Here is a 13,292-nt window from a genome sequence, read left to right on the forward strand (position 1 = left end):
TCGACAGCCGGGCGCGGCGGGTTCATCCCCCCCGCCTGCCTGGAAAACCGTCCCGATCCGGCATCCCCTTTACAGATATACATTCAGCCGAACCCTGTCAAGCGCCGCAGAGAGCCGAAGCTCACTTGACATGCGCCGGATGGAAGAGCTATATCTTTAAAGCGGTTATCATTGAGAATGCGCCCGAAATACAAACTTGGAACTGCGCGGGAGAAGCCGGCAATGTTATTCAAGCAGGTCAGGACAGGCGGCGACCGGAATTTCGGCTATTTTATCGCCGACCGGAAGGGGGGTTTCGCGGCGGTGGTCGATCCCTCTGGGGCGCCGGAGTTGTTTTTCGAGTTGATCGAAAAAAACAACGTCAACCTGAAATACGTGATTATCACCCACGATCACTACGACCATACGGGCGGGGCCAGCGAACTGGCGCGCCAGAGCTCGGCGCTGCTGGTGCTGCACCGTTCGGCCGGCGACCGCGCCGACCTGCCGGTTGGTGACGGCGAGGAGCTGGACCTGGGTGGGCTGACTCTCAAAATTATCCATACCCCGGGTCACACCAAAGACTCGATCTGCGTGCTGGTGGAGGAGATCCTGATCACCGGCGATACGCTGTTCGTGGGCAAAGTGGGCGGCACCGACCTGGACAGGCAGGCCAGGGACGAGTACGACAGCCTGCATAAAAAGCTGATGACCCTGCCGGATGAGACCAGAGTCTATCCCGGCCACGATTACGGTGTGGCGCCAAGCTCGACTATCGGCGAGGAAAAGAAGACCAATCCGTTTATCCGGCGGAAAAGCTTCGAGGACTTTGTCGACCTGAAAGCCAACTGGGCGGAGTACAAGCTGAAACACGGAATCAAGTAACCTGGTCGCGGAAATACTCCAGCGTCATTTTAAGACCCTGGTCCACCTCGATCACGGGTTCCCAGTTCAACAGCTTCCGGGCCTTGCCGATATCCGGCCGTCTCACTTTCGGATCGTCCACCGGCAGCTCTTCGTGGACTATCTCGCTGCTGCTGCCTGTAATCTCGATGACCTTGTGGGCGAAATCCAGGATGGTATATTCGGTGGGGTTACCGATATTGACCGGAGTGTCGACATCAGAGGTCAGCAGCCGGTAGATTCCGTCGACCAGGTCAGAGCAGAAACAGAACGAGCGGGTCTGGCTGCCGTCGCCGTAAACCGTGATCGGTTTTCCGGTCAGCGCCTGGCTGATAAAATTCGGCACCACGCGCCCGTCGTTGAGCCTCATCCTGGGGCCGTAGGTGTTGAAAATACGGACAATCCGGGTCTCCACGCCGTGGCGGCGGTGGTAGGCCATGGTCATCGCCTCGGCGAACCGTTTCGCCTCATCGTACACGCCGCGCGGGCCTATCGGGTTGACGTTGCCCCAGTAATCTTCGGTCTGGGGATGGATTTCCGGGTCGCCGTAGACCTCGCTGGTGGAAGCCAGCAGAAAACTGGCGCCTTTCTCCTTGGCCAGGCCGAGAGCCTTGTGCGTGCCCAGGCTGCCCACCTTGAGCGTCTGGATCGGGTATTCAAGATAGTCCACGGGGCTGGCCGGCGAGGCGAAATGCAGCACCGTATCCAGCTTGCCGGGCAAAAAGATATATTCCGTTACGTCCTGCTTGATGAAATGAAAGTTATCGTTGCCGCTGAGATGGCTGATGTTTTCGATACTCCCGGTAATCAGGTTATCCATGCAGATCACGTCATGTCCGTGCTTCAACAGAAAGTCGCAGAGGTGGGATCCAAGAAAACCCGCTCCTCCGGTTACCAGTATTCTCATCGCTCACCTCTGTTATCGGTTGACTGACCGGCCCGGGGTCCGGATAACTCCCGGCTAAAAAGGAAAAATAATCATGAGCAACCAACTAAGCAAGCGGCCCAACATGTTAATCTTCTGGATCATGCTGGCCAGTGGCGTGGCCGTCGTGCTGAGCGAGCGGGCAGGAGGAGTTCCGGGAGGCGCCCTTTCGATAGTCTCGCGAACCATCTTCTGGTGCTCGGCGATTGCGTATTTCAGTATCAGGATTTATCAGTTCGCAATCAACAGAAAAAGGGCCGCGTCAGACGAGGGTGAACAGAACGGTCCGGACCGGAATGAATAGCCGGCTCCTCTGAGCGGAACCGGGCACAGGATTATCGGCGGTTCCGGTCCGTTTTTTGTTTTTGCTGCTGCTGACAAACAACTATTTTCTTTCATCGCCCTTTTTTGTTATTATATTAATCTGGCGATTTCACAGACTGACATACTGCAAGCTTTTCCCTGGATAGCAATCATGCCTGACGGCTGGAAACAGATTAATGTGATGTTGCGCAACAAGGATGTGGAAGCCTGGATCAATGTCCCGAATTTCGGCAAAGACAGCCAGATCAAGGACACCCTGACCCCGGACGATATCCGCCGTGCGCTTAAAGCCAAGGGAGTTACCACCGGTATCCTTCAGGGGGTACTGGATCGGATTTCCAGCGAATCCCTGTTCGACGTGGACACGTTGGTGGCCCAGGGCACCCCGCCCAAACCGGGCGAAAAAGGTAGAATCGAGTATTTTTTCAAGACCAGCAGCGACTTCCAGCCCAAAGAGGATGAAGACGGCCGGATTGATTATTACGATGTCTCCTTTCTGGAAAACGTCAAAAAAGGCGATAAACTCTGCCGCAGAATCCCGCCGACCAATGGCACGCCGGGGAAATCGCTGCTGGGCGAGGAACTCCCCGCTCCCGACGGACTGGACGCCAAGCTCCCGCAGGGACCCAACACCGAACTCTCCGCCAGCAAGGGCCCCGACCTGCTGGTCGCCGCGTGCGACGGGTGCGTTACGCTCAACAGCACCCTCCTTGTTGAAGTGAATAACAGGCTGGAAATCAAAGGTAGCGTCGATTTTAAAACCGGCAATATCCAGTTCAACGGCACTCTGCTGATCACCGGCGACGTTAAGGCGGGGTTCCGTGTCGAGGTCACCGGTGACCTCGAGATCGCCGGCTCGGCGGAGGACGCCGAAGTGAAAGTGGGCGGAAACGCCTTGCTCAAAAAAGGCTTTATCGGCAATGGCAAAGGAACGATCTCAACCGGCGGCGACTTGACAGTCAAATTCGTCCGGAATCAGAACATCCGCTGCGAGGGCAACCTGATCCTCGGCGGCGAGATGATGAACAGTCGGGCCAAGGTGGGCGGCGATTTAACGGCTGTCGGGCGCAAGGGAGCGATAATCGGCGGGGAGGCGCTGGTGCAGGGCAACGTGGAGGTGGCCCAGCTGGGCAATGTTTCTTTCGCGAAAACTTTGATCCATGCCGGCTGCGATTTCAAACTGGTGGAGCGCAAGAACGAAATCGATCAGGAACTCGAAAAAGCGAACACAAACGAGGAAAAAGTGAAAAAGGCGCTCTACAGCCTCTCCAAGTTACGGCTGAAAATGAAAGGCGACCTCCCGGAGGAGCAGCAGAAACTTTACGACCGCCTTCACGACACCATGACTTACCTCCCAAAATTGTGTGAACAGCTTAAAGGAGAGCTGGTTGAGATCAATAAGGGTCTCGGAGAGCACAGCAAGGCCTGCGTGAAAGTCACCCGCGTGCTCTACCCCGGCGTCAAAGTAAGTCTCGGCAAGTTGTCCAGGGTGTTCCAGGATGAAATGGGGCACGTGACTCTTCGCGAAACCGGGGGCGAAATCGCGAGTTCGTCCTGAGTCGGCCCGCCACTTGACCGGTCGCAGCGGATGCTGGATATTTTATTGCGGTCGTAGATTTAAATTTGTGTTTTGGAGAACAGTGATTCACCGGCTGTCAGCCTCCGGGCTGCGGCCCCGGCCCCTTTGATGCCATGCCGCTGGAAATAGCAAAGCTGGTTGAAGACGACGATCTGAGTGGGGAAGAACTCCTCGAGAGCCTGATCGAGCGGACCAAGAAGTTCGAGATCAGGGCCATCCAGGACAAGCGCCTGATCTTTGCCCGCGTACGTACCTACCTGCAGAAAGTTTTCGGCAGTTTCTACACCACCGAAAAAAACGAGCCGATGGTGCTGATCGCCCAGTCGCTGGTGCGCCTGAAACAGAACCCGCACCTCAAGGGCCGTGACGACAAGATCAAGCAGTTGTCCAATCTGATGGACAATCTCAAGGAAAACGGCCTGCTCAAGCTGCGCCTTGGCCAGAGCGAGGAGCGCGATTTCACCATCATCAGCCAGCGCCTGACTGTCGATGTCGACGGGACAGGCGAAAAATCGTACGAAATAACGCGGCGGATCCCAAGCCCGCGCAAGGCCGAGGAAGAGGAAAAGAAGCGGCTGGCCACCTACAAAGAAGAGCTCAAACTGATCGAAAACGTAAAGCTTACCTGCAAGCAGATCGACGGGCTGATCAACCAGCCGATAGCAGACGAGATCAAGGCCCAGGCCACTACTGCTTTCCGGAACTATTTTCAGGATCTCGAAACCAAGCTGGACAACGCCCTGCACATCCTGACCGGTATCGGCTTTATCGACGATGAGTTTATCTCCGAGCTCAAGCTCGAATCGCTGGACCTGGCCGAGGAAATGAAGGGCAAGTCGGTTATCGACAAGATGATTTTCCTCTCCGCGCTCAACTGGTACCGGAATCAGTGGGCCAGCCGCAGTTTCAACGAACCCGACAACCTGGTCTATTTCCTGATCGGCCGCATGATCTTCCGTCACGCCCCCTGGAATCCCAAGGGAGATAACGAGGTGCGCGAGGCGCTGAAAACTCTCGAAATCAATTGCGCCGAACTGGAAAAAGCTTTCGTCCAGCAGGCCTCGGACCGTCATGACGACGACACTCCCAGCTCCATAAAAGTAGACCGTAAAAAGGAAAAAATAATCTCCCTTATCAGCCAGCTGGTTGCGCTGAACAGCATGCTGGCAAGGCGCAAGAGCGTGGAAAGCGGCAACACACTGCTCAAAAAATTCCTCCGCCCCGGTATCCGCACCGAGGTCAGCCGGCGCAACATGGTGGTTATCGGCGAGGAGATCCAGTCGAAAGTCAAGATGGACTGCCTGGGCAAGCTGATCCGCGAGATGGTGTTCGACAAGAAGATCAAGCAGTTCGTCGGCTGGCTAAGGCAGGCCATGGGCGAGGGCAGCCTGGAGCTGTTCCAGCAGCTTCAGGCCTTCCGGGTGGCCCATGGGCTCAACAACCTGGCCGATGGCAAGGAGCGCGAGCGTCTGAGCGCTTTTATCAGCCCGATGGATATCGTGCAGTTTATGACCCATCTGGCCAACGATGCGGTCTCGATCAAGGACTGCTCTTCCGAAAAAATAGATATCGTGGCCCGCGGCTCCACCGGCGAAGCCCTGGAGACCTCACAGCGCACCCTGACCAACAAGGGCGTAACCTACGACAAGGCCGCCTCGCTGATCAACCGGGAATTCGAAAACCTGCTTCTCAACTACGAGAAGGACGATTTCGAGAACCGCTGCGCCGACTGCAATCCCAACTACAGCCGCGATCAGGACCCGCATATCAAGGTCAAGAATTATTCCTGGGTTGCCCGCCACTTCCCGTTCCTCAAGATGTATTTCGGCGCGTGCGCCTTGCTGGTCAGCCCGATCATGTACAACATCCGCGAGGGCGAAAAGGAAAAGGAAGAAAAGACGATCCACGAAAAGACGGTCGAGTTCATGAACAAGGTGCTGGAGCTGCAGAATTACCTTGTCGGCCAGATCGAAGCCTCGGTTGAGCGGTTCAATGTCAGCGCCCTGGATAAAAACCGGCTCGAAAGCCAACTGGTCAGTGACAAGGAAATCGATGGCGTGTCCGGCGCCGGCGGCGATAGCGGAGACTCCAACTACTCGAGGCTGCTCGAGGAAGGGGTGCGCGAAGTCTTTCCCAAACTCAGCTTCGAACTCCAGGTGCTGGTGCAGGAACAGGGCGATGAGCTGCCCGACGAAGACGGCGAGAGCGGCGGCGGCAGCGATGACGGCCGGGCGCTCTCGAATGAGGAGCGCGCTTTCGAGGAGAAATACGCCCACCTGATGACTGACGACCACGGGCCGGCAGAGGAAGAGAAGCCCGCCCCCACGACCACCAGCAGGATCAGCCCTCGAAGCGTCCAGCGGCTCTCCAAATCGATCGAAAACCTGTCGATCTTTTTCGACGCGCTCAAGGCCGAGGGCTACGAAAAGCGGATTCCGGTCATGCGCCGCGACCAGATCGTGATGAACGTCCGCGACGGCTGCTACTATATCCGCGATATCTCCAGAAATCTCGACCCGGAGAAACAGGACACCGCCCGCCTGCTCAAGAAAAGCGAGGAGCTGCTGGAAAAGACACGCACCTCGATCCAGCGCGTGGAAGTGATCGAGGAAGATATAAATGTCGAGGAAGAAAACGTCGAAGTGCCGCTCTACGAAATCCACTCGATCCTGGTAACGCTCAGTTCGAGCTTCATGGTCCAGCTCACCGGCCTGGTCGACCTGATCGCCCAGAAACACCGCTCCAACCGCGGCAGCCTGATCAAGACCGAGCAGATCGACGGCACCAAGAAGTTCGTCCATCATATCGACAGCGCGATCAACACCCTGATCCGCAACTCGCGCAATATCAAACTGGAAAGCCCCAAGATCCCGATGGCCCTGCGCGACGTCATGAGCGTCAACATCAACGCGGCTATCGGCGAAATCAACCGGCTCAAACGCAGCCAGCTCATTATCCAGAGTTGCCAGCACCCCAACGACCTCAAGATTTACCTCAATCAGGTGGCGCGGTATATCCTGGAGAAGAAGCTGACTGTCCCGCTGCAGAATATCAACACTACCCTGAAAAAAACCCAGACCTTCGTGAACGACAAACAGTACGCGATCTGGAAAGCCGACGGCGAGGAACAGATGAGCTCCTCGATTTTCGGCCAGATGGACGTCCCGAAAATCGCTATCGCCAACGTGCCCAACGTGCTGCATACCGTGATCAGTATCGGCGATTCGATCTCTGACCATCTGGTCCAGCGCGGCCATGAGTTCCGTCAGAAAATAGCCGCCCAGAACCAGCCGCCCCCGGAGCGGACCAATTTCGATGATTTCTCCGACCGGATGAGCCAGCACGTCTGCGGCACCCTGGGCCAGCTGCACGCCTATTTCGTCCCCGACAGCAACAACAACATCACTTTCGATCCTGAGAACCTGGAGAATATCCTGCGCGTGATCGGCACCTGCATGGGCGAGTTGATCGCTCTGACCCGCGAGTTCAACAAGAACAAGGCGATTTTTCTCAACGAAATCGAGGCCGTGCGCAAGATCGCCCCGGTGCTCGAGGGTATCCGCGACAGCGTGAACGATTACAACGCCAACTATCTCAAGCAGAAAAAGAGCGCGGACCTGGCCCGCAGCCAGACCAATTGCGACAAAACCCTGATCGGTTTCTGCCAGGAACTGACCAAGTACGACGATCCAACAACCCCCGAATACAAGCTGCTGCTGATCCGCGGCCGGATCTATCTGGCGCTGGAAAACCTGGTGCAGGTGATCCTGGGCCAGATGAAAAGCGAGTTCGTCGCGGAGAAGAAGAAGAAGTACCAGCAGACTGTCAACGAGATATTCTACATGATGAGCCATGCAAAAACCGAAACCCGCGATTTCCCGCTGTTCAAGAAATTCATGGCCAGCACCCTGCGTGTGGCCAAGGGCTGCGGCAACGAGAAAATCGCCGCCGAGGTGGCCGGCGTGGTGGAGAAGGGTGAGGAGGTGGAGGACTGGATCAAGGTAGCCGGCGGCGGGTTCGAGGAAGCGACTATCAACCAGTGTTTCACTCCCGGCATGGACGTGACCCGGCTGAGGAAACTGAGCGAATCGATTTAAGTGCGGACGTTATAATTCAAAGAAAAACGGCTAGCAAGCCTTACCGGTTGGCTATTCAATATTGAAAAAGGTTCAAAATGGGTGTCAGGATTGTCCGGCAATCCGCAAGTTTGGAAGATATTGATGGCATGCTGGAGGAACTTGGAGACTATATTAAGTTAGCGGTAGATGTGGAAAGAGGTATTCTGGCCGGCGGAGGGGAGTACCACGCGGACTGCGAAGAAGTGTTGCTTAACGATGGGAGTGAGCAACAAAATATCTGGGGAGCCGATTGGTATCCGGGCTCCAGGGAAATATTATTCGGTGCATTGATCAACATTCGGCCGAATCAGGGCAATCTGGGTATGGAAATAACAAACCAAAATCTTCGGAATAAAATCAAGGAAATCGTATTGACTCTTTTGAATACGAAAGACATATGACAGACCTTGAAAAACTGCAGCATCGATTCACCAGGGACAACCAGCAGGTTCGCCTCGGTAACCTTGCTTCCAACCTTCTGCGCCTGAGCAAAACCGTAAAATCAGGAAGCAACTGTGAGTTCGAAAAAAAACTGATGCGGGAAATCTGCTGGATGGCGGAATGGATTGGCAATAATCCTCCGGTTGAAATCGCGGAGATGCAACGTGAAATCTGCCGCTGGCGCAATATCTGGCCGCTGAAACCGGCGCGCTCTCTTCTTTCTCTGCGGGCGGACAAACTATCCGAGGCCGTTTTGGAACTATCCGGCCTCGTGGCAAACCGGACCAGGAGCGGTTAGCTGACGGCGCTTCACTCCCGGCATGGACGTGACCCGGCTGAGAAAACTGAGCGAGTCGATTTAACCGGTCCTGGCAATCAGCAGCAGAACGGGCGGCCCAGGGGGCCGCCCGTTCTTGTTTTTAAGCAATTGGCGCGACCCCTCCCCGGTTATCTTATTTCTCTTGCCCCATTTTCCTAAGCTGAATAGTAATACTACAACGCTTGGATCCCTGGTTACGAAATCTCCAACCTTCTTCCACATTCCATCCAGGAGTATTCCGCATGCATATCTCGCGACGAAACGCCCTCAAACTCGCTGCTCTTGGTATCGTCTCCGCGGCCGCCGAGGGCACAGGCGCCCTGCTCAAACCGCCGATCGTTGGGGTCAAGGCCGACAGCGGTCCCAACCGCTCCGAGTGCGGAGTCGGCGCGCTGATCGCCTGGGCCGACAGGCTCTGGGTGGTGACCTATGTATCCTCGCGCGGCGGCAGGAGCGGCAGCGGTGTCGGCCTGTACTCTATCGACGAGGACCTGAACAGCCAGCAGGTCCATATCAGTAACGGCGTCTACGCCAACCGGATGCTCCACGCCCCGACCGATCAGGTGATTATCGGGCCCTACATTATCGACATGGAGGGGAACTTCCGGGTGATCAACGACCTGCTCGACCATCGCCTGACAGCCACCATGACCCATCTTACCGACCCGGAAAACAAGGTCTATTTTCTCACCATGGAAGGCCCGCTGTTCGAGCTGGATGTCCGCACGTTGAAAGCCCGGCTGATTATCGACCTCACCGAAGAGTTCAAAATCAAGACCCAGCCGCATTTCAAGGGTGCGTATACCTCCGGGGGCCGGGTGGTGGTGGCCAACAACAGCTACTACGGCCTGGGCAACGCCGACGGCAAGCTGGCCGAATGGGACGGCAAGACCTGGACCGTGATCGAGCACACGGCGTTCATGGACGTCAGCGCCCTGCGCTCGATCGGCGACGCCATTTTCGCCAACGGCTGGGACGACTCCTCGGCGATCCTGCGCGTCTTTACCGGGGAGAAGTGGAAACGCTACCGCCTGCCGAAATCGTCCCACACCTACGACCACGGCTGGACTACCGAATGGACCCGTATCCGCGCGGTGGAGACCGAGCGTTTACTGATGGACTGCCACGGCATGTTCTACGACCTCTCGCCGCTCAACTATGGGGACTCTATCTGGGGCGTCCGGCCGATCTGCAGCCACCTGCGGATCGTGCCCGATTTCTGCTCGTTCCGCGGGATGTTCGTGATGGGCGGCAACCAGGCAACCGAGGCTGGGCGCAACCTGTACGCGCCGCAGTCCCAGGCGGGAATCTGGTTCGGCAAAACCGACGACCTCTGGAGTTTCGGCAAGCCCCAGGGCTGGGGCGGCCCCTGGCGCAAGAGCAACGTGAAAGCGGGAGAGCCGTCCGACCCCTTCCTGATGACCGGGTTCGACAAGAAAGTCCTGCATCTAAAAGAGTCCGGCGGGTCCGGCGCGCGGGTAACTATCGAGGTGGATTTCCTGGGCACCGGCGCGTGGGTGCAATACGAGAGCATAACCCTGGAGGGCAACGGCTACGCCTACCATGTGTTCCCGGACGGGTTCAGCGCCCACTGGGTGCGGCTGACAGCGGATTCGGACTGCGTGGCGACCGCGGAGTTTATCTATACCTGAGACACTCCCCGTCGGCTCCGCCGTCCCCCCTCTTGAGAGGGGACCGGCGCCAGGTCTCACATCCCGATTTCATTGGCTGGATCAACATTCGAGGTGAATAAATCCCCTCTAACAAGAAGGGTGGCGGCGGAGCCGCCGGGGTGTGTACTATAAAAAAGCCGCTCATGGTACTCCCGTAAGCGGCTTTCTCATTCTCGGTTTCACTCTGCAAAAAACTCAGATCCAGCCCGTTTCCCTGTACGTCTTCTTCATATCGTCCAGGGTCAACTGCCGGCTGATCTTGTCGGCGCTGCCGGCAGTGCCCAGGTCGCGCATCTTGCCGGCCACCAGTTGGGCGAGCGCCTCGCGGGCGGGCTTGAGATAATCGCGCGGGTCGAACTTCTCCGGGCTTTCCACAAACACCTTGCGGATAGCTCCCGTGATCGCGATCCGGCCGTCGGAGTCGATATTGACCTTGCGCACGCCGTGGGGGATTACGCTCTGGATCTCGCTCATCGGCACGCCCTTGGCGTTAGGCATCTGCCCGCCGTACCTGTTGACAATCGCCACCAACTCCGGGGGCACGCTGCTGGAGCCGTGCATCACCATGTGCAGCTCGGGCAGGCGGTTGTGGATATCCTTGACGATATCCAGGGCCAGCTTGGGCTCTTCCTTGAACTTGTAGGCCCCGTGGCTGGTGCCGATTGCCACGGCCAGGGCGTCCACCTTGGTCAGCTCGACAAACTCGACAGCCTGGTCGGGATCGGTCAGGTTCACCTGGCCGCTGCCCACGCCGTCCTCGATACCGCCCAGGGTACCCAGCTCGCCCTCGACAGTTACCCCCAGCGGATGGGCGTATTCGGCGACAATCCTGGTCACCTCCACATTTTCCTCGAACGTGGTCGGGGTTTTGCTGTCCTCTTTCAGCGACCCGTCGATCATCACGCTGGTAAAGCCCAGGTCGATAGCCTGTTTCACCGTCTCCAGGCTGTTGCCGTGGTCGAGGTGCAGGGCAATCGGGATCTCGGGGTTCTCCTCGACAGCGGCGTTCATCAGGTGCTTGAGATAGGTGAAATTGCTGTACTTCAGCGCTCCGCGGCTGGCCTGGATAATCACCGTGCTGCGGGTTTCCTGGGCCGCGGCCACGATCGCCTGGATCTGCTCCATGTTGTTCACGTTGTAGGCGCCGACGGCGTAGTTGCCCTTGCCCGCCTCGTCCAGCAGTTGTCTCATCGGAACCAGAGGCATCGGGTGTCTCCTTGCAAGTATTTGTTAAGTCGGATTCTCTGCGAAAAAAAGAATGTGTAATTTAATTGTTTCGGCCTGAAAAGGCAATCTTCACAAGGCTTTTCTCGCCTTTCCCGAGACTGTTTACAAAGGCCGCGGCCTCTTTTAAGTTTCCAGCAGGCAATCATTTCTCAGCTTGCTTACCGCTCTACGAGGAGAGTCCATGCCGATCGCATCGGTGCTGGTGGTCGAGGACAACGAGACCATGCGCGAGGGAGTCGAGATCACCCTGAGCCGGATGGGGCTGGATGTCTCCTGCGCGGCCGAGCCGGACTACGCCCTCGAGTTGGCCCGGAAACGCGAGTTCGACCTGCTGGTCACCGACTACAAGCTGCCCGGCATGAACGGCCTTGAACTGTTCCGCAGCATTCGTCAGCACCGGCCGGGGATCGACGCCGTGCTGATCACCGCGTTCGGCTCGGTCGAGCTGGCGGTCGAGGCCATGCGGGAGGGCGCGGCGGATTTCCTGACCAAGCCGTTCGCCGCCGATGAGCTGAAAGTGAAAGTGGAGAAAGTGCTGGTCGCCCGCGCCGCGCGCGAGGAACATGTCCGCCTGGCCGAGGAAAACCGCCTGCTGCGCAGCGAGGTGCTGGACGCCGGCGGGTTCGGCGAGCTGATCGGCGAGAGCGAGGCGATCGCCGGGGTGTTCGACACGATCAGCCGGGTGGCCCCCACCGACGCCTCCGTGCTGATCACCGGCGAGAGCGGCACGGGCAAGGAACTGGTGGCCAGGGAACTTCACCGCCGCAGCCCGCGGGCCGAGAAAGCGTTCGTCAAAGTCAGCTGCGCTGCCCTGGCCGTGGGCGTGCTGGAGAGCGAGCTGTTCGGCCACGAGAAAGGCGCGTTCACCGGCTCGACCGGGCGACGGCGCGGGCGGTTCGAGCTGGCGGATTGCGGCACGCTGTTCCTTGATGAGATCGGCGAAATTTCGCCCGCCGTGCAGGTGAAGCTGCTGCGCGTGCTGCAGGAGAAAAAATTCGAGCGGGTGGGGGGCGAGGACACCCTGGAGGTGGATGTCCGCGTGGTGAGCGCCACCAGCCGCGACCTCAAAGCCGAGGTGGAGAAAGGCAATTTCCGCGAGGATTTGTTTTACCGCCTCCACGTGGTGCCCGTGCACATGCCCCCCCTGCGCGAGCGCGCCGGGGATATCCCCCTGCTGGCCGCCCACCTGGCCGGGCAGATCTGCCGCCGGATGAACCGCCCTCCCCTGAAGCTCGAAAAAGAGGCAATGGAAAAACTGCAAAATTACCGGTGGCCGGGCAATGTCCGCGAGCTGGAGAACGTGCTCGAGCGCTCGATTGTGCTGGGCCGCGGCGAAAGTATCGGCGCAGCGGATATCCCGCCCCTGGGCGATACCCCTGACTCCAGTGCTGAAAGCTCCTCCGCAGCGAACACTGTAAAATTACCTCCCGGCGGGGTGGACCTGGTTGGCGTCCTGGAAGGCACCGAGCGGCGCTTGATAGAGCAGGCGCTGGAGCGCGCGGCAGGCAACAAGAGCGAGGCCGCGCGGCTGCTCAAAATCAAGAACAGCGTGCTATACTACAAGCTGGAGAAGTACGGATTTGACTTATGAGCTTTGAGAAAATATAGTTATAGCAGCGTAACGTTTACCCCCCTGATCTGGAAATCTCGGTCAACGATGAGAAACCCATTTAAATTTTTTATTGAACTGATGCAGCAACCGGTCTGGATTCCTATCTGGGTGCTTATTCTAATGATTGTCAATGTTGCGAGTGTTGGATTCTGGAATGAGCCTTTGGCGAAAGTCATTTTTGTGACCTTCATG

At 57.6% G+C, this 13,292-nt stretch carries 10 protein-coding genes; 8 read left to right on the forward strand and 2 right to left on the reverse strand.

Annotated elements, in window-relative coordinates; genetic code table 11:
- Positions 1 to 222: 222 nt before the first annotated feature.
- Positions 223 to 864 carry an MBL fold metallo-hydrolase gene (locus FVQ81_14720; GenBank protein MBW7997793.1) on the forward strand — a complete coding sequence of 214 codons (642 nt, stop codon included), beginning with the start codon at positions 223 to 225 and terminating at the stop codon, positions 862 to 864.
- Here the strand turns inward: FVQ81_14720 and FVQ81_14725 are convergent.
- On the reverse strand, positions 857 to 1,789 hold the full coding sequence (locus FVQ81_14725) for an SDR family oxidoreductase (GenBank protein MBW7997794.1): 933 nt from the start codon (positions 1,787 to 1,789) through the stop codon (positions 857 to 859). The genes FVQ81_14720 and FVQ81_14725 overlap by 8 nt on opposite strands.
- A gap of 73 nt (positions 1,790 to 1,862) precedes the next feature.
- Here FVQ81_14725 and FVQ81_14730 point away from each other — a divergent pair, with 73 nt between their 5' ends.
- From FVQ81_14730 to FVQ81_14755, 6 genes are all read left to right on the forward strand, one after another.
- Positions 1,863 to 2,111: a hypothetical protein gene (locus FVQ81_14730; GenBank protein MBW7997795.1), complete on the forward strand. Its 249-nt coding sequence runs from the start codon at positions 1,863 to 1,865 to the stop codon at positions 2,109 to 2,111.
- A 171-nt stretch (positions 2,112 to 2,282) separates the two neighbouring features.
- Complete coding sequence (locus FVQ81_14735) at positions 2,283 to 3,689, forward strand: DUF342 domain-containing protein (GenBank protein MBW7997796.1); 1,407 nt, start codon at positions 2,283 to 2,285, stop codon at positions 3,687 to 3,689.
- 134 nt (positions 3,690 to 3,823) lie between these two features.
- Positions 3,824 to 7,807 carry a hypothetical protein gene (locus tag FVQ81_14740; GenBank protein ID MBW7997797.1) on the forward strand — a complete coding sequence of 1,328 codons (3,984 nt, stop codon included), beginning with the start codon at positions 3,824 to 3,826 and terminating at the stop codon, positions 7,805 to 7,807.
- Positions 7,808 to 7,884: 77 nt separating this feature from the next.
- Positions 7,885 to 8,229, forward strand: a complete 345-nt coding sequence (locus tag FVQ81_14745; protein MBW7997798.1) for a hypothetical protein — start codon at positions 7,885 to 7,887, stop codon at positions 8,227 to 8,229.
- Positions 8,230 to 8,381: 152 nt separating this feature from the next.
- A complete protein-coding gene (locus FVQ81_14750; protein MBW7997799.1) occupies positions 8,382 to 8,567 on the forward strand; it encodes a hypothetical protein in 186 nt (61 codons plus the stop codon).
- 308 nt (positions 8,568 to 8,875) lie between these two features.
- Entirely contained in the window at positions 8,876 to 10,240 is a 1,365-nt protein-coding gene (locus FVQ81_14755) for a hypothetical protein (GenBank protein MBW7997800.1), read from the forward strand.
- 216 nt (positions 10,241 to 10,456) lie between these two features.
- On the opposite strand, the gene FVQ81_14760 is transcribed toward FVQ81_14755, so the two are convergent.
- A complete protein-coding gene (locus tag FVQ81_14760) occupies positions 10,457 to 11,467 on the reverse strand; it encodes a fructose-bisphosphate aldolase class II (protein MBW7997801.1) in 1,011 nt (336 codons plus the stop codon).
- 208 nt (positions 11,468 to 11,675) lie between these two features.
- Here FVQ81_14760 and FVQ81_14765 point away from each other — a divergent pair, with 208 nt between their 5' ends.
- Positions 11,676 to 13,079: a sigma-54-dependent Fis family transcriptional regulator gene (locus FVQ81_14765; protein MBW7997802.1), complete on the forward strand. Its 1,404-nt coding sequence runs from the start codon at positions 11,676 to 11,678 to the stop codon at positions 13,077 to 13,079.
- Positions 13,080 to 13,292 lie beyond the last annotated feature (213 nt).

It is taken from the genome of Candidatus Glassbacteria bacterium (genome assembly GCA_019456185.1).
GTDB lineage: Bacteria > Gemmatimonadota > Glassbacteria > GWA2-58-10 > GWA2-58-10 > JAJRTS01.